We start from the raw sequence: 22,837 nt of genomic DNA, 5'->3' as shown, positions 1-22,837 counted from the left end.
GCTTGGGTGCGTTTCCGATTCCGAGATACATCTTCGACATCATGCTGATTGCGGCGGCGCTGATTGTGTGCTGCGCCGAGGCGCGTGGGGCGGCGTCGTTCCACAGGGCGGAGCTGATCTTCCCACTCGAGGACTACCACAATCACAGCTCGTGCATCGTCGAGCAGCCGAACGGCGACTTGCTCGCGTGCTGGTATCGCGGGGTGGGGCCGGAGAAGGGCGACGATGTGACGGTCATGGGCGGGCGCAAGCCCCAGGGCTCCGACGCCTGGAGCGAACGCTTCGCGATGGCCGACACCCCTGGCTACCCCGACAACAACCCGTGCATGCTGGTGGACCCCGAAGGCCGCCTGTGGCTGTTCTGGGTGACGCTGCTCGCCAATCGGTGGCAGACGGCGCTGCTCAAGTACCGCGTATCGCGCGACTACGAGACGCGCGACGGCCCGCCGGTGTGGGAATGGCAGGACGTGATTCCCGTCACTCCCGCCGACTTCGAGGAGCAGATGAACGCCGGCCTCGACGCGTACTTCGAGCGCTATCGCGATCTTGCGGCACGCGCGCCGCAGGGCGCTGTGAAGCACCTGCGCGCCACCCGCGACCAAGCCGGGGACAAGCTGTACCAGCGCTTGGGGTGGATGACGAGGGTGCATCCGATACTGCTGCCCCGCCCGACGGCCGGCGGGCAAGCCTCCGCGCGGTTGATCGTGCCGCTGTATTCCGACAATTACGACGTCTCGCTCATGGCCATGACTGACGACTGGGGGCGGACATGGCAGACGAGCGACGCGTTGGTGGGTGTCGGCAACGTGCAGCCGAGCGTGGTACGCAAGGACGACGGCACGCTGGTCGTCATGATGCGCGAGAACGGGCTGCAGCGGCGCATCCGCATCAGCGAGTCGCAGGACGACGGCCTGACCTGGAGCCCCGTCGAGAATATGGACCTACCCAACCCGGGCGCGAGCGTCGAGGTCATCCGCCTCGCCAACGGCCATTGGGCGCTGGTGCACAACGATACCGCGCTCGGCCGCCACAGCCTCGCCGTCTCCATCTCCGACGACGAGGGGAAAACGTGGCGGTGGACGAGACACCTCGAGCGATCCAGCGCGGGAAGCGGGTCGTATTCCTACCCGTCGCTCATCCAGGCGCGCGACGGGACGCTGCACGCGACGTACAGCTACTCGCCGGGCGGCGGCCGCGGCGAGTCCATCAAGCACGCGGCGTTTAACGAGGAGTGGGTGATAGAGGGGGATGGAAACTAGGCAGCGAGGTGACGCATGGCAGACATCCTGGGTGTCGGGAAGCTTACCGTCGCGCTTGTTGTCCTGATGTGCGCGGGCGGGCTAGCGGCAGGGGCTTGGGCAAGCGCGGAGATGAAAGTCACGTCGTCTGAAGTGCTCGTCGTCGTCGGCGACCGCGCGTGTCAGGCGTAGTTGCAGGTTGCAGACGTCTTGGCGCGGCGCATCGCCCGGCGCAGCAGCGTCGAGGCCGCGGTTGTAGCGGAGGGCAGGCTCAAGCGCGGCACTGGCGACATCGCCGTGTTCATCGGTTTGCCCGCCAATCACGACCGCCTCGCCGCGCTGTGCGGGGCTAAGGGCGTGCGTGAGCCGGATGAAAGCGACCCCGGGCCGGAGGGCTTCGCGGCGAAGACGGTGACCACGCCCGCCGGCCGCGCGATCCTCGCCGCCGGAGTGGACAAGCGCGGCGTCCTCTACGCGGCGGGTGAGATCCTGCGACGGATTTCCTATGGCCTCGACGCCGTGAGCGTCCCCAGCATTGACGTGCGCACTGCCCCGGCGTTCCGCTACCGCGGCTCGTCCGCCAACCAGGGCGGCACCATGCGCCAGATCACCGGCGCGCGCGGCTGGAGCACGGAAGAGTCGCATGAGTACACCATCCACCTCGCGCTCGCGGGGGCGAACTGCTTCTACGCCGGCGGCGAGTACTTCGACTTCGTCAAATCCTTCGACCTCATGGCCGAGACCGGCGCGCGCCCGAACGAGATGAAGAGCCCCTTTCCGCAGGAATGGCAGGCGACCGAGCGCGGCAACTGGGTCTGCCCCTCGATTCCCGAGGCGCGCAAAGCGCTGCTCGAACAATGGGAGCAGGACTTCGCCGCGCGCCAGGATCACGACGTCCTGCGCATGTTCGCCGGCGATCCGGGCGGGTGCCGCTGTCCGCGCTGCGCCCCGTGGGGCAAGACCTTCGTGCTGCTCGCGGCGGAGATGGCGAAGATCTGGCTCAGGCATCACCCCAACTCGACCGTCCAGATCGCCAACCAGGATCTGGACAACGCCGGCGACCAAGCCGTGTTCGATTACCTCAACGAGGAGCCGCGGACGTGGCTCTACGCGATCTGCTACGGCCCCGGCAGCAACGCGATGTCGGAGTACTTCCGCAGCGAGCTGCGCGAGGATCTGTTCGCCTATCCCGGCCACGGCCCCATCAACCGCTACCTGCGCGAGATCCTGAACCAGATCCCGAAGTACCAGAGGATCGTTCACTACTCCGACATCACGCACTGGATCAGCGCACAGTACCAGGTCGAGAATCCCGAGCCGCACGTCGTGTCGGTGTACGGCCGGCGCACGTTTCACACGCGGCCGCGGGCGTACTACGACGTATTCCAGGCCATCATGCCCTTCGCGGAGGGCGACATCATCTACTCTGAGGGCTATCACGACGAGTTCCACCAGTACATGTGGAACCGGCTGCTGTGGGATCCTAACCGCAGCCTCGACGACGTGATGACGGAGTACGCGCGGTTGCATTTCGGGGATGACGCGGCGCCCGAGATGGTCGAAGCAATGCTTCAGTTGGAGAAGAACCTCGAGGCGCCGCTGGCGACGAATGACGGCGTAGAGCGGTACTATCTCCTGGTCAAGTCTGCGGGATGGAAGATACCGCCGCACCTCATGGGCGATGACCACCGGTGGCGGCTGCACATGCAGAAGGCGGCGCTCGACAAGTACCTGCAATCGAAGCTGCGCCGCGAGATGAACCGGGAACAGCGCGCTACGCGGATCATCGAGAGAGCCGCCGCGGCGCGAGACGTTGCGGCGGCTGCCGCAGCGGAAGCCGTCCTCGACGAGCCGCTGGAGACGCCGGACATGGCCGCGCTGCGCGCCGAGGCGGGCCGGCTCGGGGAGGAGAGCGACGCCATCTTTGGGGTCCGCAATGTCGGGTACTTCCGCCTCGACGAGGAACTAATACCGCTGGACTGGCTGCGTGGCCAACTCGAGCGGGCGCGCGTCGCAGACGGTGACGAGGCACTACGGATCCTTGACCGGATGGTGCGCTATGAGGACCCGGGCGATGGTGGGTTCTACGACGATGCCGGCAACCCGGCCCGGCAGCCGCACCTCGTGAAAGGCGATACCTACGACGTGCGCCGGTGGATGGATCCCGCGAATCGGCCCTCGCAGAACACCATCGCGTTCAGCTTCGATGACGGAAAGGGCGTCGTGTTCCGCTACACCGGTCTGGATACTCAGGCGCGCTATCGGGTGCGCCTGACGATGGTGACTCCGCGCATCCCGAGGTCTGAACTTCCAGCCGGCGCCGTCCGTCGGACGCAGCACGTCGTGGCCGACGGCGAGTACCTGGCGAAGGACATCGAAACCCCGGAGTACACCGCGCAGCAATTCGAATACGACATCCCGCAGTCGGCGACGGCGGACGGCGAGCTGGAGCTGTGGCTCGAGAAAGGCACGGGCGGGATGGCGACAGTGGTGTCTGAGGTCTGGCTGATGAAGAATCCGTAGGGCCGCAGCATAGGGTTGTCTCAGAATCCGCTTGCTTGCGATCCGCTGGCCCGAACACGTCATTCAGAGCGGTGCGCTGAGCGTAGGCGAGGCGCGCAGCGAGGAATCTCGCCATCGCCGAAGCGATTGTGGTGCCAGCTTCCATGCTGTGCCTCGGTATCGCTGCCGGCCCGCGCCGGCGCCGCTGTCAACCGCTGTTCAGACCGCGGTGTCGGTCACCCGTGGCCATCACGACCAGCCCCTGTGCCAGCCCGGCCCGCGCTCCGAGCGCCGCTTCTCCTCGAGCCGTTCGGCTTGTGCCTCCCGCGCGGCAGCGCGGGCTTTTTCGGTATCCCCCGTCGTCGGGGTGCGTGCCGTGACGCGAGCCCTGCGCCTGGCCGCCAGCGCAAAGGACATCCGGGCCACGGCAACGATCACGACTAGAGCTAGGACCAGGATGACGTAGGTGTTCTGCCTCTGAAGCTGGTCCATCTTGCGCTGCTTCTCCAATCGTGCGGTTGCCGCAAGTGCCCTGGCGCGCATCCCTTGAATGCCGACCTCCTCCAGTTCCTGATGGACCCTATCCCAGTCGTCCACCCGGAACGGTTCGAGCGGAGACGGCAATGGTCTGGGCTCTCGGTGAACCCAGAGCAAGGCGACGATTGCAGCCAGAACTAGGATCACGATGCCGTACGCGATCCGCCTTCTCACCTGACCCTCCTCCCGCCAAGTGGGGTCCCTGTCACGCCGGGCGGCACCGCGGGATCACCAGCGACGCGCGCCCTGCGCGCATTGTACCACGCCCGCAACGACGCGCGTAGACGCGCGCACACACGACCGGCATTTGGCAATGCGCAGGCGAGGGCTGCCCTGACCTTGACGGACGGTGCGCCTGCGCCGCCCTCGTCAGCGCCATTCCAGCTCCGCCCGCGAACACACCCCGCTAGACCTTGGGCGTTTACTCATGTGGCCGATTGCGGTATAATGAATCCGCAAATAATCGCGGATTTAGAGGTTACAGCCGATGGCGCTTGCTGACGACAGAGTCTATGATCTGCACGCTGCCGTGTGCAAGGCGATCGCCCACCCGGTGCGGATGAAGGTGCTCGATCTACTGCGCGACGGCGAGGAATGCGTCTGCCGGCTCGCGCCGCAGGTCGGCGTCACCGAGTCCAACCTGTCGCAACTCCTGGCCGTGCTGCGCAACGTCGGCATTGTGGAGACGCGACGCGAAGGCCATTCGATCTACTACCGCGTCCGCGACCCGCGCATCTTTGAGGTCATTGACCGGATGCGCGAGATTCTCGCCGATCAACTCGCTCGCGCGGACAGCCTTGCCATGACGCTTCAAGCGTGAGGCCGATCACCCCGTCCATGAGCACGAAACTGAGGCAATTCCTTTTGCTGCTGGGCGTCTTCCTGGCGGCGTACTTTCTGCCGGTGGGCAGCGGCCGGGTGCAGGGCGCGCTGGTCGAGGCGTTCGCCATGCTCAACGAGTATGCCCGCCAGCACGTCCTGTTGTGCCTGGTTCCGGCGCTGTTCATCGCCGGCGCGATCGCGGTTTTCGTGAGCCAGGCGTCGGTCATGAAGTACTTCGGGCCGGCGGCCAACAAGGTGCTGTCGTACTCCGTGGCTTCGGTGTCCGGCACGATCCTGGCGGTGTGCTCGTGCACCGTGCTCCCGCTGTTCGCGGGGATCTACACGCGCGGCGCGGGGATCGGTCCCGCGACGGCTTTCCTCTACTCCGGACCCGCAATCAACGTGCTGGCGATCATCCTCACCGCGCGCGTGCTCGGCTTCGAGATGGGCCTGGCGCGGGCCATCGGGGCGGTCGCGTTCGCTTTCCTCATCGGCCTCGGGATGCACCTGTTCTTCGTGCGCGAAGAGCGCCGGAAAGCGCAGGAGGCGGCGGGGTTCGTCATCCCGGAAGACGCCGGCGCGCGACCGCTGTGGCAGACGGCGCTGTACTTCGCGGTCATGGTCGGTATCCTCGTGTTCGCCAATTGGGGCAAGCCGGTAACGAATCCGAGCCTGTGGGCGACGATCTACCGGGCGAAGTGGGGGATCACGGCCGTGCTGCTCGCGCTGCTCGTCCTGATGCTGGCGGGATGGTTCCGCAAGCCGGAGTTGACGGAGTGGACGTCGGCGACGTGGAGCTTCGCGTGGCAGATCCTGCCGCTCCTGTTCGGGGGCGTGCTGGTGGCGGGCTTTCTGCTGGGCCGGCCGGGGCACGCGGCGTTGATACCGGAGGCGTGGGTCGGACGGCTGGTCGGCGGGAACTCGTTGTCGGCGAATCTGTTCGCGGCGATGTCCGGCGCTCTCATGTACTTCGCGACCTTGACCGAGGTGCCGATTCTGCAAGGGCTGCTCGGCGCCGGCATGGGCAAGGGGCCGGCGCTGGCGCTGCTGCTCGCTGGGCCGTCGCTGAGCCTGCCGAATATGCTTGTCATCGGCGGCATCATGGGCGCGCGCAAGACCGTCGTCTATGCGTTTCTCGTCATCGTGCTTGCGACGGCGACGGGGATGATCTACGGTACGATTGTTGCGTAGGAGGCTGAGTATGAAGAAAGTCCAAGTGTTGGGGCCGGGCTGCGCCAAGTGTGGCCAGGTCGCGGCCAACGTCGCAGATGCCGCCAAGGCCGTCGGCGTCGAGGTAGAGATCGAGAAGATCTCCAAGCCGATGGACATCGCCAAGTTCGGCGTCATGTTTACCCCCGGGCTGGCGGTGGAGGGCGAGGTGATCTGCTCCGGGCGCGTGCCGAGCGTGGAGGAGATCAAGGGCTGGATCGAGGCCTAGCCTGCATGGCTGGTATCTGTCATGGTTTGGCGGTATCCTCTTTGCGTGCGCTGCGCTCGCTGCTCGCGGATCATTCATGGCCGCTGCGGGGAGCACTGTGTACGCAACCCAAACTCGGCCGCGTGATCGGCCTGGGCGCAGGTGAAGCACGGGAATGTGCGAACTGCGCTCAAGGCGACGCAGCAGAATCCGCGAAGGACGACGGCAGGCTGACCGGCGCATCGGGCAACGGTCGTGAACTGGAGGCGGCCCCGTGCTCCTGAGAGAGTACAAGTTTCAACTGTTCGCGCCGAAATGCAACCCGTCGGCGGAGTACGCCAACTGCCTGGCGGCGCTGCGCGATGACATCCGAGAGGTATTGCCCTATCTCAACGGGCGCGTCAAGGGATGTCAGTACAATAAGGAGGCGCCGTTCCTGCGCTTGCGCCACGAGGGGCACGTGGTCACCCTGCGCCCGCGCCAGGCGGCGGTCAGCAAACTCGCCGACGCGGATGACGCCCGGAAGGTGCTCGACTGGGTGAAGGACCTCATCAACGACACCTGGGAGCGGCGCGCGGAGATCACGCCGAGCGAGCGCAGCGCGCCCAGCCTCACCGCGCTGCAGCTCTACCAGATGTTGCCGGGCACCAACTGCGGCGCGTGCGGGGAGCCGACGTGCCTCGCGTTCGGGCTGAAACTGGCTGGAGAAGAGACTGCGCTCGACCGGTGCTCCGCGCTGCTCGAGCCGCAGCATGATGAGAAACGCGCCGCGCTGCTCCAGGTCTTGCTCGACGCAGGCTATGATGTTCCCGAGGACTGGCTCTGAAAGGGGGCGTGCAGTGAGAGGATCGAAATGGATTGTGCTTGCCGTCATCGTCGCCATCGTGGCCGTGCTCACGACCAAGCAGGCGATCAAGCTCCGCGCGGCCAAGGCGCGAGCGGCGACTGCAGCGGCGCCGGCGAGCCCGGACGCCGGTGTCCAACCGGCGCCCGATGAGTCCGCGCCTCCAGGGGATGACCAACACGCGACCGTGTCGTCGTCTTTGCCCGACGCGCAGGGCGCGAGTGCTTCCGCACAGACCGACGCTGAGAACCGCGGGGCTTCGGAGCAGCCCACTGCCGCGTCCAACTCGCGGCGCGCGGAGCCACCGCCGGCACCCGACGGGAAGCCTGAAGGCCCCCTGCCCGGCTCGAAGCTCGCGGAATGCCTGAAGAGCGGCCGCCCGACCCTGGCCGACTTTGGGAAGGGCTGGTGCAAGCCCTGCAAGTTGATGGCGCCGCTCTTGAAACGCGCAGCTCAGGATTACTGGGGCAAGGCCAACATCGTGTTCGTTGATCTCGACGATTACCCGGAACTCTGGCGGGAGTACCGGATCGCCATGATGTCCACCCAGGTCTTCTTCGACGCGCAAGGTAGGGAGGTCGCCCGTCACATGAGCTACATGAGCGGCGCCGAGATGGACAGGCAACTCGCCGCGCTCGGAGTGGAGAAGTGAGCGGGGCACGCTTGCGGTCAATCGATGAACGTCTCGGGTTGGCAACTGCGGTTGCCGTCCTGGTCAGCCTCGCGCAAGCCGGCCTGGCTGCGCCCGTGGCGGCAGATGCGCCGCGCGAAGCAGGCGGGGCGCCAACCGTTGAGGTCACCTTTCCCGGGCTCAGCTCGGGGCCACTGCGGCTGGCGCGCGTCTCTGACTTAGACGAGGGCGTCGCGTGTCGCTCGTCCGCGGTGGTCATCACCAAGGAGACGGTGACGGCGGCCGTCGAGAACGCACCTCAGCGGCTGCGCGAGCAGTTCCGCAAGAACGCCTTCTTCGTGGTCGAGCAACTGGCGGCGCGCGAGGTCCTGCTGCGCGAGGCGCGCGCGTGGGCCGCCGGCGAGAAGCGCGCGGAGAATCCCGGCGACGACGACAAGCTGCTTCAATCGTACCTCGCCGGCATCGCCCGCGGCGCTACGGTCACGGAAGAGGAACTGAAGCGCTTCTACGAGGAGAATCAGGACATCGTCGGCGGCGTTCCCTTTGCCGACATCCGCGGTGACCTGGAACTGTACCTGCTGGAGCAGAAGGGCCGCGCCGCCGTGGATGCGCACATCGCCGGTATCGGCGGGCGCGAGCGAGTGGAGGTGGATCGCGGCTGGAGCGAACGGCACTACCGGCTGGCGATGGACAACCCCGTGGACCGCGCGCGGCGGTCGGGCAGGCCGACGCTCGTGGACTTCGGCGCCAAGGGCTGCGCCCCGTGCGACATGATGACACCGATCCTCGCCTCGCTGCGGGAGAAGTATGACGGCAAGGCCAACGTCTTGTTCGTGCACGTCAACGACGAACCAGCGTTGGCGGCACGCTACGGCATCGGCACCATTCCGGTGCAGGTCTTCTTCGACGATGCCGGCAAGGAAGTCTTGCGCCACGAAGGGTTCTACCCGCAGGCGGAGATCGAGCGCCAACTCGCCGCCATCGGGGTCGCGCGGTGACCGAGTTCGTCACCGAGACGCTGCCGCGCATTATTGCGGATCTCTCTGCGCTCGCCTACGTGCTGGTGTTTCTCGGTGGTGTCCTGACGAGCATCGGGCCGTGCAACATGGCGATGGTGCCGGTGATCATCGGCTACGTCGGCGGGCAGCAAGATCTCAGTCGCGCGCGGGGCTTCTGGCTCTCCGGCTGCTTCACCCTCGGCAGTTCGGTGACGTTCATGCTGCTGGGAATCGTCGCGGCGACGGTGGGCGGGCTGTTCGGGACGGAGAGCGCGATTCTGCACTGGCTGGTGGCGCTGGTCTGCTTCGCGATCGGGTTGAGCCTGCTCGGCGCGGTCAAGCTCAACTTCGATTTCCTGACGCGGCTGCAGCCGAAGCGAGTCGCGATGACCGGCTTGCTGGGGGCGTTCGCGCTCGGCCTCGTGGTCGGGCTGGCGGGGTCGCAGTGCGGAACGCCGGTGCTGGTCGCGATCCTCGGCATCGCGATGGCGAAAGGGAAACTCGCCTACGGCGCATCGCTGCTCTTCGCCTACGGCCTGGGGCGCGGCGTGCCGATCGTCCTCGCCGGAACCTTCACCGGTCTAGTCAAGGCGCTGCCCGTGATGGAGCGCTGGACGCGGTGGATGGAGAAAGCGGCCGGGGTCGTGCTGATTGCCGTCGGGCTGTACTTCCTGTGGCTGGCGTGATGCGCGAGGCGCGCCGCGGTCGGGGCGGCGGTGCACCGCCCTCCAGCATGTCGTCTATCTGCCGGGACCGCCGGGAACGCGGCGCAGGGGCATCTCCTCCATCGGCACCACGAGTCCCGACTTCGCGCGCGTGAACAGACCCCAGGCAAAGCACGCGCGGCCGCCCGGGCGGCACATGCCGGGGCTGCCAATGGTCTCGCCCCGCGCGCACTTGGCCGCGCACCGCAGGTCGCGCCGCTGCTTCTCCGCCGTCTCCCGGTAGGTCTGCACCTCCACCAGATGGCGACAGCGCTCCCAGTACTCGGGAAGAGGGCAGTGCTCGCATTCCGCCTCGGCCACATGGGACTCCTGGGGGTCGCGTGCGACGGTGCAGATCAGAGCGCGCGCGCCTTTGCGCTGGAATTCACAGGCGCGGCGGCGGAAGTCGTCGAGCCACTCCGCATCTTTGCGCAGGATAGGGTGCACCAGATTATCCACGTCGCCGTCATCCAACTGCCTGACGACTTCATCGGCGGCGGCGCGCGCCAGTGAGCGCCCGATGCTCGCCTTGTGCTCGCTGCCGCCTTGATCAGCATAGACCATCTCCGACAGCGCGAGGCCGGTTGCCGCGGTCTTGCCCGGCTCCGGGAAATCGAGAACCGAGACGACGATTCTCATCGCCTGTTTCTCGTGCGGACGGGTGAACTTCCCGCGAATACGGTGCACGCCGGTGGTCGGCGAGCGATATGAGAAATCCATCATCCCTGACTGCCCCTATCCTGACACGCCGTGACCTGATATCTCCGTGCCACGCTACATCCCCAACAGGCCGCCGGGGCCTTCGAACTTGACCTCGTGCCACTTCTTACGCACCACGTCGTATTCGTACTTGTCGGTGACTTGCTGCGGATCGAGCTTCCGTTCCGGCGCCGCCAGACACTCGTCGTAATTGAGCCCGGTCTTGATATAGGTTTCGATTTCGCGCGGCACGTCGGCTTCGTACACCGTCGTGCGCCCGCCGGTCTCGCGGATCTCGATCTCGGACGCGGGAACCGCAAGCTGTCGGCCCGACCGCGTCATGCTGAAGCTCGAACCGTCTATCTCCGGCTTCGGCGGCCCCCAGCGATCCATCCGCTGGTTGTACTCGCGGTCGTCCTTCTGAATCTCCTCGACTAGCGCCGCGCGCAGTTCCTGCTCGGTCGGCCCCGAAGGGCCGCAACCAGCGATGCCCGCGAGTGCCATCCCGGCTGCCGCCGACGCCGCGATTGCCAGCAGACTCGCACGCCCCACGGCAATCCGCGTCGCCCTCCTCGCGTTGGTGAAACCCATCACAAGGAAATGTTCGGCGCATCCCGCGCCTCGACCTTTTGAGGCGTGTCGTGCCCAGCACCGCCGCGCACCGGTATCTGTGGCGCGGACGTTTCCCCTTGGGTGTCGGGGAAACAGGCCCGCTCGGCCGGAATCCGTGGCACCCGGAGGGTCATGCGCCGTCGTTTCGGCCATCGCCGCCGGTCGGCTGGAACGCGCCTCTCACACCGCTCGCTCGCGCTGGACATTGCCTTGCGCGGCGCGATGCCGTATGCTATACTGCGACAGCGAACCGAGGTTTGCGTATGCTCTGCGGAGGCAGCCATGAACGGGATTGATGCGGCGCTCGTCGTCGGGCTGGTTGTCGTGGTGGTGCTGCTGGCAGTGATCATCCTGCGCCTCAAGGGGGCAGCGGCGCAGCCCGCTCCGCCGGAACTGTCCTGGATCAGAGACAGCATCGCGCAGCAAGGGGAATCGCTGGCGCAGATCCGCGAGCGACTTGCCGTCGCGGGCGAAGTCAGCGGGGTGATGCAATCGGGCCTCGGCCAGGCGCGGTCGCTCCTCGAACGCATACAAGTTCAGAACGAGGCATATCGCGAAGCCCAGGAGCGGGCGCGGGAAACGTTGAGTCGGCTCGAAGCGGTGCTCATCGGCAGCCATGCCAAGGGCCGCGCTGGCGAGAACGTCGTCGCCGAAACGCTGCGGTGTTTCCCGCCGGACATGGTGCAGAATGATGTGGCGCTTGGAGGGAAGCGCGTGGAATTCGCGCTCGTCATGTGCGACGGGCGCCTGCTGCCGATTGACTCGAAGTGGCCCGCGACGGATCTGCTGGAGCGCTTCGCGCAGGAAGAGAATCCCGAGACGCAGCGCGAACTCGGTGCCGAAGTGGAGCAGCACGTCCTGCGCCGGGTGCGCGAGGTGGCGGGATACATAGACGCCGAGCGGACCATGCCGTGGGCGGTGGCGGCGGTGCCGGAGGCAGCGTTCGCGGCATGCCGCAGCGCGCAAGCTCAGGCTCACGAGCGGGGCGTCGTGGTCGTCCCGTACGGCATGCTCATCCCGTATCTGCTGACGATCTACAACCTGCACATGCGCTACGCCACGGGGGCCGACGCGGCGCAGACGCAAGCGCGCTTAGCCGAGATCGCGCGGCTGCTCGATAACATGGAACGCACGCTTGAGGGCAAGCTCTACCGCGCCAACACAATGCTCGCCAACGCGTGCAGCGAATGCGGACAGTACCTGGCCGCAATGCGCACGTGCGTTGCCGGAGCGGCGGACGGGGCGCGCAGCAGCGAGCAAGCGGGAGGTCCGCCGCAGCCCGCACCGCCGGGCACCGACGACCAATAGGACGCGCCGGCCCCGGCGTCAATCAGCGCCGCCGGGCGGCAGCTCATCGGCCGCGGAGACGTCGGTTTGCACGATGATCTCGCGGCCCTGCGGGACGGGCAGGCCGCGCTCGGCGAGCAAGGTGCTGATGCGCGGCGCCGCCGCGGCCTCGAACGCAGCCTTACGGCCCGGAAGCACGGCGACGACGAAACGCATCACCTTGCCGTAGGTCGGCAGATCGAGGACATCGCGCGGGTGCGGCGAGCCGGCGAACAGTTTGCGCTGGGCATCGAAATCCGTCAGTATGTGCATCACCGCCTCGCGCGTTTCGGTGACTCTATCGGGCGCAGCCGGGACGCTAACGAGGTACGGCGCCGACCCCGCCGGATAGCGGACGATGTTGGCGATGGTTCCATTGCTGAAATAGCGGACCTGACCTCCGGGGACGACCATGCGCGTCGCGCGCAGGCCGATTTCGTCCACCACACCATAGATGCCGTTGACCTCCGCCTGATCTCCCACCGCAAGTTGCCCTTCGAGAATCATGAAGAAGCCGGAAACGACGTCGCGCACCAGCGTCTGCGCGCCGAAGCCCACGGCGAGCCCGACGATGCCCGCGCCAGCGATGATCGGCGTCGGGTTGATGCCGACTTCGCGCAGGATCATCACCGCCGCGACGAGGAAGATCGCCCACCGGACGATGCTGCGCGCGAGCCCCACCGTCGTCACCGCGCGGCGCGCCTCGACCACTCGCATGGACTCCACAGCCTGCGCGCGCGATTCCACGCGGCGCAGCGCGCGACTTGCCAGGAAGTTGACGATTAGGGCGCCGACGATGATGCCGACGATCTTCAGGCCTTGGCCCAACAACAGCTCCGGAGGATGCTGCTCGAAAACGCGCTGCCAGAAAGTCATGTCTTAACCTCCGTCTAACCGGGCCGTGGACGCGCGCAGTTCGCGCCCCTTGCCGAAACCCCACGTGGCCCGCGCGGCCGGGAAACCGCGCGCCCGACGCTTCAGCTTCGATGATCGGGAACCAGAGGAACGCGACGGTAGCGCCCGGACTACTGCGGGGCCTGTTCGCTCTCCACCGCCCCCTCAGGCGCCACCTCGCCCGGCGCCGCCTCGCCTTGTTCTTCCTCCTCGATCAGGAAGCGGCTGTCCGCGGCGCCCTCGGCTTCCAGCCACTCGTCCTTGATAGAGATGGTCATCTTGTCGGCGCGAAGGGTCTCGCCCCGCTCGTTCTTCATCTCCACGCTGCCGCTGAGGACGAGCATCTCATCCTGGTCTGTGTACACCGCCTCGTCCGCCCGGCCGGTGCGATCCTTCTGCCGCGCCGTGATGCCACCGCGGGCGACCGCGCGATCCTCGCGATACGAATACTCCAGCTCCGGGCAGCGTATCTCCGTCCGCTCCTCCCAGTACTCGCTGAAGGGCTTGGCCTCCTCATCCTCGCCGGCGCCTGCCGTTTCGCCTTCGGATTCGGCGCCGGGCGCGGGCGCCTGCTCCTGCTCTCCGCCGGCCGCGGCCGGTCCCTCCTCGGCCTCGGGCTTCTTCTGCGTGACGAGGCGCACGTCACCCTTGAACAGGCCGATCCGTGCGTCGAAGTCGATCTCGAGGCGCTCCGCGGTAAGCGTCGTCTCCTCGTCGGCGAATGACAGGTCGCCCGTCGCGACGCCCTTCTTCGTGTCGCTGTTCATGCGCACGGTCTGCGCGCGCAGCACGCCGTCCTCGTGGCGCAGCACGACGTCTCCCGTCAGCGTGTACTCCTTTGTCTTGTTGTCGTAACGGACGCGGTCGGCGTGCTCGAGCAACACCTCTTCCGTCTTCTTGTCGCCGCCCGTTTCGTCCGCGGCCGCCGGCGCGGTGGCGGCCGCGTTCTCGTCCGCAGGCGCGGCGGGCTGCGCCGGTGCAGCCGCCGTCGGTTGCGCATTCGCGCGATGCGACGGCGCGCGACTGAGGCAACTCACCGCCGTGACCAGGAGTATCGCCCCAGCCGCCGCCCACGACCATACGCGCACTAGCGTGCCTCCTTTGGCGCCTTCTCGAGCAGGCTTTTCATGGCGCCGAGCGGCCCTTCCGTTTCGGTCAACTCGCGCCCCTCTTCGACGCGGAGTCGCATGCGCACGCCCCCCGCGATTTCGAGCGTCTCCGCCCGTAGGTCTGCGCTAAGCTTCTCGCCGGTCAGGTAGTTCTCCCCCTGCCGTATCTGCACGCGGCCGTCGCACACGATCTTCTCGCCGTCCGCGACGTAGTACGCGCGCGTCGCTGTCACCATAGTCTCGCCCAATTCCATTTCAACCGGCCCCGCGGAGGTCAAGCGCTCGCGCTCCGCGTCCCAACGCAGACTCTCCGTGCGCAGCAACAGGCCCGCGTCGGATTTCACTTCCACGCCGCCGCCGAGTTCCATGTCGCGCGACGGCGACCGCAGCGCGGCCCATTGTGCGCGAGCGAAGAGCTGGGGCTTGTCGCCCGCGTACAGCGTCGCGCGGCGCAGCCCTTGGAGCCGGGTCAGGCTCTGGTCCCGCGTCATCTCGATGCTCTGTGCCTCGAGCTCCCAGTAGCGGTCTCCCTCGGCCCGCCCGCGCACGGTGATGCGATCGAACTTGACCTGGATTTCGGGAGCGACGGGAAGCCGCGGCTGCGGCTCCGGCGCAATGCGGCTCGCGGTGAGCCACAGGTAGGCGACTGCCGCCGCCGCGGTGAGAGCTATTGCCGCCAGGAGTGCGATGCGCATGATGATTGCGTCAGGCTTCCCGCGCATCAGGGGCGGGAACAGGGTGATACGTGAGAAGCGGCTTCCTCGTAACGCTCCGCCCGGGTCCGCGGCGTTCCGCAGCGGAGGCTCAGCTCCCGTCCCGCTCCTTGAGGCGCTCCTGGAGCGCCTCAAGCTGCCGCCGCAAGGCGCGCAGCTCGGACAGCGCCGCCGGCAACCTGCGCAGGGCGGCCTCCGCCTTCATCTGCTCCTTGTGCGGCCGCGCCGGGTATCCGGACACGACCGCACCCTCGGGGATGTCGCCAATCACCCCGGCCTGCGCGCAGACCGTGGCGCCCTTGCCAATCGTGATATGGTCCGCTACGCCGACCTGTCCGGCGAGGACTGCGCCGTCGCCGATCTCGACGCTGCCGGAGAGGCCGACTTGGCCGACGATGATGCAGTTGCGCCCGATCTTGACGTTGTGGCCTATCTGCACGAGGTTGTCCATTTTGGTGCCGCGGCCGATCACGGTCGCATCGGTCGTCGCCCGGTCCACGGCGCAGTTGGAGCCGATCTCCACGTCATCCTCGATGATGACCGTGCCCACCTGGGGCACCTTGATGTGCGCGCCCTCGCCATTGCGCACGAACCCGAAGCCGTCGCCCCCGATGACGCAGCCGGAGTGGATGATGCAGCGCTTGCCGATGCGCACGTCGTGATAGACGGTGACGTGGGGATGGATGATCGTCCCGTCGCCGACCTCGGTGTTGCGGCCGAGGGAGCATACCGCGTGCAGTTCGACGTCGCGTCCCAGCCGCGCCCCGTCGCCGACGACCGCACACGGCCCGACGTACGTGTCTGCGCCGATCTCCACGCCCGCGCCGACCACCGCCGTCGGATGAATGCCGGGCTCAGGCCGCTGCCGCGGCCAAAACAGTTCCAGCGCCTGGGCGAACGCCAGCCGCGGGTTATCGGTGCGGATAATGGGCTTGACCGATGACGCCACTTCCCGCGACACGATCAGCGCGGCTGCCCGGCTCTGCTCGGCGACCTTGAGCAGTCGCGGGTTGTCGGCGAACGTCAGGTCGGTTTCCCCGGCGCCCTCGTACCCCGCGGCTCCGGCGATCAGGAGTTCGGCAGGGCCGACCGCTTCTCCGCCCAACTCGTCGGCGATCTGTTTCAGAGTCAGTGCAGGCACGGCATCTCCCGATGTCGGGACGAGGCGGTCAATGCTGCCCGGCCGATTCGCTCACGCACCCCAATAGGCGCGCAGCCATTCCTCGACCCGTTCCGTGATATCGGCCGGGCCGGCGCCGGGCGGCTCGCCCCACTTCACGCGCCAGTTGCGGGCGTAGGCCAGCGCCTCCGCCGTCGCGCGGGTCTCCTCGCGCACCAGGTCCGCCAACCTGTTGCGCCGCCGCGCCAACTCGTCGGCGCGGCCTGCCATGGCGGCCGAGTACGACCTCTGGCGCGGCGCCCCGGACGCTGGTTCGAGATCACGGCTCAACACACCTGCCAGCAGCGCTGCGGGCGGACCCGGTGCCAGCTCGAGGCCGAGCGTCATCTGCTCGGCCGCGGCCGCGACCGGCACCGCCAGGCGCTCGCGCTCACCGGCGACGGCGTCGGCGAGTTCCTCAGCCAGGCGGCGGCGCAGCTCCTCGACCTCCCGCGCCACCCGTTCGGTCGCCGCCTGCTCCAGTGCCGCGAGCTGCGCGTCGTATTGCTGCTGCACCTCGTCGAGACGAGACGCTTGCTCTTCGAGCGCCGTTCCCAGTTCCTCTCGCGCTTGCCTCAGCCGTTCCTGCGCCGGCCCTCGCGCCCCCGGCAGCAGGTTCGGCTCGCCACCCCTACGTTCGAGGTTCGCCACTCTCAGGCGTAGATTATAGACGCGGTCGCGCCGCTCCAGCAGTACCCGACGGCGGTCATCGGCGAGCGCCGCGAGGATCTCACTGCGCCGCTGCGCGTCTTGCGCGCGCGCGGCTCGCGCAGCTTCCCGCGCCCCGCGGACGAGATCCTCATGAGCGCGCGCCGTCAGTTCCCGCGTCAGGCGCGTGACTTCCTCCTCGGTGACCGTCCTGACGCGCTCGAGAGCGGCGGCGACCGGCGGCGGCGCCAACTCGCCGCCCGAGACCGGCGAGAACAAGTGGGCAACGGGCAGGGGCATGTCGGCGAGCGGGCCTTCGGCCGCGCTTCGCGCCGCCCGCCCCCACTGTTCGAGTGCCGCCAACTCAGGGTAGCGCGGGTGCAGGGCGGCAAGCGGTGCCAGCCGCGCATAAGCGACGCGAGGCTCGCGCGCCACGGGCGCGGCGCAGCCCCCGGCGATCACGGCACCTGCCAGCGCCGCCGCTCGCAGCAGCCTCATAGTGGCGCTCGCTGGTCTCATCGAAAGGAGCCTCGGAAATCAGACGCGCTGTCGGCGACGCCGCCTCTAGGCGCTCGGGTTCAGTTTCGCCAGGACCTCATCGGTGAGGTCTCGCCCGCCGTAGAGCACGGCATCCTTGGACAGAATGTAGTCCACCCGCTTCTCTCTGGCGACCGCCGCCAGCGCGGCCTCAATCTTCTGATTGAGCTTCTCGGAGAGTTCCTTGTTGCGCTGGTTGATCTCGTCGGCCAAGCGCTGCTGGAGCCCGCTGATCTCCTCATCGGCCTTATCGGCCACCGCCTGGAGCTCCGTCAACCGCTGCTTCTCCTCGGGAGTCGGGTCGGGGAGCCGCGACAGCCCATTCAGTTCGTTCTCGCGCTTTTCGGCCAGCGCCCGCAATTCCTCCAGCCGCCGCTTCTGATCGTCGGTTGGCGCGACCACGCTGGTCAGGTTCTGGTACTCCTTCAACTCGTCGTCGCGCAGCAGCCGCACGCTCATGCGCTGCTGGAGTTGCCCCTGCCGGTCGCGCAAGAACTGCTTGTACTCGGCGTCCGATGCCTGGAATTCCGTGTATCCTTCGAGCACCTTGGCCATGTCAACCACACCGAGCCTCGGCGCTTGCTCCTGCGCCAAGGCGAACGGTGCCACGAGCGCCGCAATCATCAGCGCCACGACCAAGCACGCCACCTGCTTCGCCAATTCCCTCTCCTTTCGTGGGTCGTCCATGGTTTCACGTCCTATGTTCGCCGTTTGCGGTCCGCGGTGCGATGTCCCCGCACCGCGCTCCCGGCGACGGCCGCGCGCCGCAACACACGGTCGCGGAGCGCGAGTCTCGGGCCACGAACGACGGATCTCGGGCCGCGCTAGAAGGCGTGGCCCACGCTGAAGTGAGTCTCCTGTCCTTCGCTGCCGATGCCGTAGTCTATGCGGATAGGCCCGATCGGCGTGACGAGGCGTACGCCGAGGCCATAGCCGACGTGCGCCTCGAAGCGCGTATCGCCGAGTTCGCGCGCAAACACGCCACCCCACGCGGTGCCGACGTCGACAAACACGACCCCGGCGAGATTCTCCTGGAGTGGGACGCGCAGCTCGGTGTTGAGGATCGCCATGCGCGTGCCGGGGAAGCGGTCGTTGCGATACCCGCGCAGCGTGTCGCCGCCGCCGATGAGATACTGCTCGAGGAACGGCGGGTGGCCGGCGGCGAAGCCCAGCATGAGGCGGGTGGCAAGGATGCGCTTGCCGCCGACGCGGAAGTACCGCCGCAGGTCGACGCCGTACTTGTTGAAGCTGGCGCCGCCGAGCCAGCCCGCGAACTCCGCGGACACGCTGTTGAGGCCGCCGCGCGTCGGGTTGGCTTTGATGTCGCGGTCGTCGTTGCGCAACGTCACGCCCAGGCTTCGCACGTCCTCCCCCCGCTGGAGCGCAATGACATCGGGCAGCGTCTCGTCGTCCGCCTCCTGCACCGACACGGAATCGGCGCGCAGGCTCATGTAGATGCGCGTGGTTTCGCTCTCGCCGAGGGGCCGGCTCACGGTGACGTTCCCGCCGGTGCGCTTCTCGTCGTACAGGAAGCCGATATCGCCGACCACGGCCTGGCGCAGGATGAGTTTGTTGTAAACCCCGACGCGCAGGCTCGTCTCGGGCGCGCTGATCCACGGGTTGAAGTAGCCCAGCTCGTAGCTCTCGCGGCCTCCGAACTCCATCCGCAGCGTGACCTTCTGGCCGGTGCCGCGCAGGTTCGACTCCGTGAGATCGACGAAGCCCACAAGCTTCTGCACCGAGCTGTAGCCCACGCCCGCCGCCGCGAGCCCGGTCTTCTTCTCCACCACGTTGACCGGTACCGCGACCAGGCCGGGCGCGCTGCCCACCGTCGGCTGCGATGATACGTCCTGAAAGATCTCCAGGTTGATGAGCCGGTCGAGGTCGCGCCGCAGCCGGTCGCGATTGAGGATGTCACCCGGCTTGGTGCGCATCTCGCGCCGGATGACGTAACTCCGGGTCTTCCGGTTGCCCGTGATGCGCAGTTCCTCGACCTCGCCCTCGAGCAAGGTGATGACCAGGTTGCCCGTCTCTTCGTCGGTCCACACGTCGGATACCTGTGCCCAGATATAGCCGGCGGAGTCGTACTTCTCACGAATCGCGCGCAGGTCGTTGATTATCGTGCGGTTGCTCGCCACCTCGCCCGGCTTCGATTCCATGACCGCCCGCAGTTGCTCGTCGCTGAAGACCGTATTGCCCTCGATGACGATGTCGCTGATGACCGGATTCTCGACCACGGTCACGACCAACCGCACCCCTTGCTCCGTCGGCTCGGTAGTGACGCGCACGTCGTAGAACCAGCCGAGATCGCGCACCGCCTTCTCCTGCTCCTCGAGCAGTGCGTCAGCGACGTTCTGGCCGACCTGTGCCGTGAGCGACGGGGTGATCTGCTCGAGCGCGATGTGCTCGTTGCCGCGGACGACGATGGCGGTGATCGGCGGGCCCGGCTGCTCGGCCTCCGCCGGTGCCGCCGGCTCTGCCTCCTGAGGCTCTTCCGCGGGCGCCTCGATTGCCGGCTTCGCCTCCTCGGGCGGTGTTTCAGTTGCCGGTGTCGCATTCTCGGGCGGTGTTTCAGTTGCCGATTCGGCGTCCTGCGCAGGTGCCGGTTGGTCTACAGATGGTGCGGTCGGCTGCGACGCCTCGGCCGACACGTCCGGAGCGGCCGGCGGCTGCGGCGCCACCTGCTCGGTCTGCTCCACCGATGGCGCAGATTCCTGGGCCGACGCCCCAACGCACAGCACCAACGCGAGGCAGCAGGCTGCCAACGCTTTCCCCATGCTCAGCTCTCCTCCATGTGGTACCGTTACGCTTCAGGCAGGAGATACTCGGACAACTGTTCCCGGAGCGCTGCGCGCGCCCGAAACAGGCGTGCCTTCACCACTTCCAGCGAGACCCCCACCATCTCCGCTATCTCCTGGTAGCTGAAGCCGTGCACGTCGCGTAGGACGACGACCATCCGTGCGTCGGGGCTGAGGGCGGCGATGGCGCGCTCGACCTCTCGCTGAAGCTCGCGGCGCTCGGCATTGCGCTGCGGCGCGTGCCGCCAATCCGCGACCTCGCGTTGCACCCCACCGTCCCCGTCCGCGGCGACGCGTTCGTCGAGCGACGGCCCGTGCACTCGCTTGCGCACGTCCCGGCGACGAAAGTAGTTCTTGCACTGGTTGATCGCGATACGGTACAACCAGGTGTAGGGGCGCGCCTCGCCGCGAAACCGGTTGAAGGATCGCAGCGCCTGCACGAACGTCTCCGACGCCAGATCCGTCGCCTCTTCGTGATCCCCGATCAAGCGATAAATGAGGTTGAAGATCTTTCGCTCGTAGCGCTCGAACAGCTCGTCGAAGCTCTCGGCGCACATGCTGTCGGGCACATCCCGGCCCTGTGCCCTGGAATCAGTTTCCCGCACCGCGCCTCCCCTGGCCGCTCCGAGCGCGCCCGCGCCGAGGCCGCGCCTCGTTGCTTTAGACGAGTCAGGGCGCAAAAGGTTACGCCCCGACCGCCCACGGCTGGAGAATCATTTCATTTCGCTCAGGACTATCGCTGCCCCCCAATCCTGTAGTCTAGCATAATCGCGAGTCCCGCACAACCGACGCCTGGCGGCCCCGCGCCGCCGCGACATCACGCGCTGCGGTTGCCCCCCACCCCGGTCCCCGCCCCCTCGCCTCGCCGCATCAGGCCGTACTCGATGGAATCCACCAGCGCCTGCCAGCTCGCCTCGATGATGTTGGTGTGGACGCCGACGGTGCTCCACGAATCGGCGTCGTCCGACGACTCGACCAAGACCCTCACCTTCGCCGCCGTGCCCTCGGAGCCGGCGATCACGCGCACCTTGAAGTCCGTGAGCTTGATCTCCTTGAGGTCCGGGTAGAACTTCTCCAGCGCTTTGCGCAGCGCCCCGTCCAGCGCGTGCACCGGCCCGTCACCCTCCGCCGCCGTGTGCTCCTCGACACCGTCCACCGTGACCTTGATCGTCGCCTCGCACAGGATGTCGCCTTCCGCCCGCTTCTCGGTGATGACGCGGAACCCGCCGAGATCGAAGAGGTTGCGGTAGATGCCCATCGTCTTGCGCATGAGCAGGTCGAACGACGCCTCTGCCCCCTCGAACTGGTAGCCCTCGTGCTCCATCTCCTTGACCCGCTGGAGAATCGCCCGCGTCTCCGGCGACTGCTTGTCGAGGTCGATCTCGAGCGCGCGCGCCTTGTAGACCACGGTGCTCGTGCCCGCCTGGTCGCTCACCAGCAGGCGGCGCTGGTTGCCGACGACCTCGGGTGTGACGTGCTCGTAGGTCTCCGGGCGCTTGAGCACCGCGTCCACATGGACGCCCCCCTTATGGGCAAAAGCGCTCCGCCCGACGAAGGGCTGGCGCTCCGCCGGTGGCATGTTCGCCACCTCTGAGATGTAATGCGCGACCTCGTACAGCCGGGCGAGCTTGTCGGGTGCCAGCGCGCTCTTGCCGAGTTTGAGCTGGAGGTTCGGTACGACCGAGCACAGGTTCGCGTTGCCGCAGCGCTCGCCGTAACCGTTGATCGTCCCGTGCACGTGCGTCGCGCCGAGATGTACGGCCAACAGAGTATTGGCGACCGCGACGTCGCTGTCGTTGTGAGCGTGGATGCCAAGCGGCGTCTCGACCGCCGCCTGGGCCGCACGAAACATCGGCTCCAACTCATGCGGCAGTGTGCCGCCGTTGGTGTCGCACAGTACGATGCAGTCGTCGTCCGCCGCGGCTGCCGCCTGCAGCGTGGCCAGCGCGTAATCCGCGTTGCCCTGGTAACCGTCAAAAAAGTGCTCGGCGTCGAAGATGACTTCCAGCCCGCGCGATTTGAGATGCCTCACCGTGTCCTCGATCATCTCGAGGTTCTGTTGCAGCGTCGCTCCCAGCGTGCCCACGACGTGCAGGTCCCAGCTCTTGCCGAAGATGGTGACGGCGCTGGTTCCCGCGTTGAGCAGGCTGTTGATCTGGGGGTCCTCCTCGACCTTCGCTTTGGGGCGCCGCGTGCTGCCGAAGGCCACGAGCTTGGCGTGCGCCAGCGGCATCTCCCGCATGTGCCGGAAGAAGGCGATGTCCGTGGGGTTCTCGCGCGAGGGCCAGCCGCCCTCGATGTAGTCAATGCCCAGCTCATCCAACCGCTGCGCGATCTTGACGCGGTCCTCGACCGACAGCGAGATGCCCTCGGTCTGCGCGCCGTCGCGCAGGGTTGTGTCGTACACGACCACGTCCTTGCTCACGCCGTGCGCAGGTGTTGGGTCGGTGGCCATTGAGGGGTCCTTTCGTCGGGGGGCTACCGTCGCGATTCTAGCAGAGCGATTCTGCGGGTGTCAAGCTCCGGCGCACCGTGGAGGCCGCCGCGATCCGCACCCATCGCATGGGGTGTGCCGGCCGCCGGGAGCGACGTCGGCGCAGCCGACAGCGCGAGGAAGCAATCCACCGACCGAGATTCAGCGTCCGCACA

The 22,837-nt window shown here is 67.3% G+C and carries 23 protein-coding genes; 11 read left to right on the top strand and 12 right to left on the bottom strand.

Features of this window, described 5'->3' with window-relative positions:
- Positions 1-2: 2 nt before the first annotated feature.
- From JSV65_09315 to JSV65_09305, 3 genes are read left to right on the top strand one after another with little or no spacing between them, the layout of a single operon-like run.
- Positions 3-1,259 (top strand): exo-alpha-sialidase, encoded by a 1,257-nt coding sequence (locus JSV65_09315; GenBank protein UCH36533.1) that lies wholly within the window; start codon positions 3-5, stop codon positions 1,257-1,259.
- Between the two features lie 15 nt (positions 1,260-1,274).
- Positions 1,275-1,430 (top strand): hypothetical protein, encoded by a 156-nt coding sequence (locus JSV65_09310; protein UCH36532.1) that lies wholly within the window; start codon positions 1,275-1,277, stop codon positions 1,428-1,430.
- Entirely contained in the window at positions 1,431-3,761 is a 2,331-nt protein-coding gene (locus tag JSV65_09305) for a hypothetical protein (GenBank protein ID UCH36531.1), read from the top strand. It begins immediately after the preceding gene.
- A 228-nt stretch (positions 3,762-3,989) separates the two neighbouring features.
- On the opposite strand, the gene JSV65_09300 is transcribed toward JSV65_09305, so the two are convergent.
- Positions 3,990-4,451 carry a hypothetical protein gene (locus tag JSV65_09300; protein UCH36530.1) on the bottom strand — a complete coding sequence of 154 codons (462 nt, stop codon included), beginning with the start codon at positions 4,449-4,451 and terminating at the stop codon, positions 3,990-3,992.
- 313 nt (positions 4,452-4,764) lie between these two features.
- Here JSV65_09300 and JSV65_09295 point away from each other — a divergent pair, with 313 nt between their 5' ends.
- From JSV65_09295 to JSV65_09265, 7 genes are all read left to right on the top strand, one after another.
- On the top strand, positions 4,765-5,097 hold the full coding sequence (locus JSV65_09295) for a helix-turn-helix transcriptional regulator (GenBank protein ID UCH36529.1): 333 nt from the start codon (positions 4,765-4,767) through the stop codon (positions 5,095-5,097).
- 17 nt (positions 5,098-5,114) lie between these two features.
- On the top strand, positions 5,115-6,290 hold the full coding sequence (locus JSV65_09290) for a permease (protein UCH36528.1): 1,176 nt from the start codon (positions 5,115-5,117) through the stop codon (positions 6,288-6,290).
- Between the two features lie 10 nt (positions 6,291-6,300).
- A complete protein-coding gene (locus JSV65_09285; GenBank protein ID UCH36527.1) occupies positions 6,301-6,537 on the top strand; it encodes a TM0996/MTH895 family glutaredoxin-like protein in 237 nt (78 codons plus the stop codon).
- Between the two features lie 253 nt (positions 6,538-6,790).
- Positions 6,791-7,342, top strand: a complete 552-nt coding sequence (locus JSV65_09280; GenBank protein ID UCH36526.1) for a Fe-S cluster protein — start codon at positions 6,791-6,793, stop codon at positions 7,340-7,342.
- A gap of 13 nt (positions 7,343-7,355) precedes the next feature.
- A complete protein-coding gene (locus tag JSV65_09275) occupies positions 7,356-8,012 on the top strand; it encodes a hypothetical protein (GenBank protein ID UCH36525.1) in 657 nt (218 codons plus the stop codon).
- Positions 8,009-8,989 (top strand): thioredoxin family protein, encoded by a 981-nt coding sequence (locus JSV65_09270; protein UCH36524.1) that lies wholly within the window; start codon positions 8,009-8,011, stop codon positions 8,987-8,989. Before JSV65_09275 ends, JSV65_09270 begins: the two co-directional genes overlap by 4 nt.
- Entirely contained in the window at positions 8,986-9,675 is a 690-nt protein-coding gene (locus JSV65_09265) for a cytochrome c biogenesis protein CcdA (GenBank protein ID UCH36523.1), read from the top strand. Before JSV65_09270 ends, JSV65_09265 begins: the two co-directional genes overlap by 4 nt.
- Positions 9,676-9,729: 54 nt before the next feature.
- Here the strand turns inward: JSV65_09265 and JSV65_09260 are convergent, their stop codons facing one another.
- The gene (locus tag JSV65_09260; protein UCH36522.1) at positions 9,730-10,416 is read right to left on the bottom strand and encodes a hypothetical protein; all 687 of its coding nucleotides are present in this window, start codon (positions 10,414-10,416) and stop codon (positions 9,730-9,732) included.
- A 51-nt stretch (positions 10,417-10,467) separates the two neighbouring features.
- Positions 10,468-10,983, bottom strand: coding sequence for a hypothetical protein (locus JSV65_09255; protein UCH36521.1), 516 nt, complete (start codon positions 10,981-10,983; stop codon positions 10,468-10,470).
- A gap of 303 nt (positions 10,984-11,286) precedes the next feature.
- Here JSV65_09255 and rmuC point away from each other — a divergent pair, with 303 nt between their 5' ends.
- The gene (gene rmuC / locus JSV65_09250) at positions 11,287-12,312 is read left to right on the top strand and encodes a DNA recombination protein RmuC (protein UCH36520.1); all 1,026 of its coding nucleotides are present in this window, start codon (positions 11,287-11,289) and stop codon (positions 12,310-12,312) included.
- Between the two features lie 18 nt (positions 12,313-12,330).
- On the opposite strand, the gene JSV65_09245 is transcribed toward rmuC, so the two are convergent.
- The 9 genes from JSV65_09245 to JSV65_09205 form a co-directional block, all read right to left on the bottom strand.
- Positions 12,331-13,206, bottom strand: a complete 876-nt coding sequence (locus tag JSV65_09245; protein UCH36519.1) for a mechanosensitive ion channel — start codon at positions 13,204-13,206, stop codon at positions 12,331-12,333.
- A gap of 149 nt (positions 13,207-13,355) precedes the next feature.
- A complete protein-coding gene (locus JSV65_09240) occupies positions 13,356-14,312 on the bottom strand; it encodes a hypothetical protein (GenBank protein UCH36518.1) in 957 nt (318 codons plus the stop codon).
- Complete coding sequence (gene lptC / locus JSV65_09235) at positions 14,312-15,028, bottom strand: LPS export ABC transporter periplasmic protein LptC (GenBank protein ID UCH36517.1); 717 nt, start codon at positions 15,026-15,028, stop codon at positions 14,312-14,314. The genes JSV65_09240 and lptC overlap by 1 nt, the downstream gene beginning before the upstream one ends.
- A 109-nt stretch (positions 15,029-15,137) precedes the next feature.
- Positions 15,138-16,187: a UDP-3-O-(3-hydroxymyristoyl)glucosamine N-acyltransferase gene (lpxD, locus tag JSV65_09230; protein UCH36516.1), complete on the bottom strand. Its 1,050-nt coding sequence runs from the start codon at positions 16,185-16,187 to the stop codon at positions 15,138-15,140.
- Between the two features lie 51 nt (positions 16,188-16,238).
- The gene (locus JSV65_09225; protein ID UCH36515.1) at positions 16,239-17,351 is read right to left on the bottom strand and encodes a hypothetical protein; all 1,113 of its coding nucleotides are present in this window, start codon (positions 17,349-17,351) and stop codon (positions 16,239-16,241) included.
- A gap of 66 nt (positions 17,352-17,417) precedes the next feature.
- The gene (locus JSV65_09220) at positions 17,418-18,077 is read right to left on the bottom strand and encodes an OmpH family outer membrane protein (GenBank protein ID UCH36514.1); all 660 of its coding nucleotides are present in this window, start codon (positions 18,075-18,077) and stop codon (positions 17,418-17,420) included.
- A 137-nt stretch (positions 18,078-18,214) separates the two neighbouring features.
- On the bottom strand, positions 18,215-20,167 hold the full coding sequence (locus JSV65_09215; GenBank protein ID UCH36513.1) for a BamA/TamA family outer membrane protein: 1,953 nt from the start codon (positions 20,165-20,167) through the stop codon (positions 18,215-18,217).
- Between the two features lie 26 nt (positions 20,168-20,193).
- The gene (locus JSV65_09210) at positions 20,194-20,793 is read right to left on the bottom strand and encodes a sigma-70 family RNA polymerase sigma factor (protein ID UCH36512.1); all 600 of its coding nucleotides are present in this window, start codon (positions 20,791-20,793) and stop codon (positions 20,194-20,196) included.
- A gap of 212 nt (positions 20,794-21,005) precedes the next feature.
- Positions 21,006-22,643: a citramalate synthase gene (locus JSV65_09205; protein ID UCH36511.1), complete on the bottom strand. Its 1,638-nt coding sequence runs from the start codon at positions 22,641-22,643 to the stop codon at positions 21,006-21,008.
- Positions 22,644-22,837 lie beyond the last annotated feature (194 nt).

The organism is Armatimonadota bacterium, assembly GCA_020354555.1.
Classification (GTDB): domain Bacteria; phylum Armatimonadota; class Hebobacteria.
Note: the sequence above shows the minus strand (reverse complement) of the source record. Positions and strands in the feature narration are given on the sequence as shown.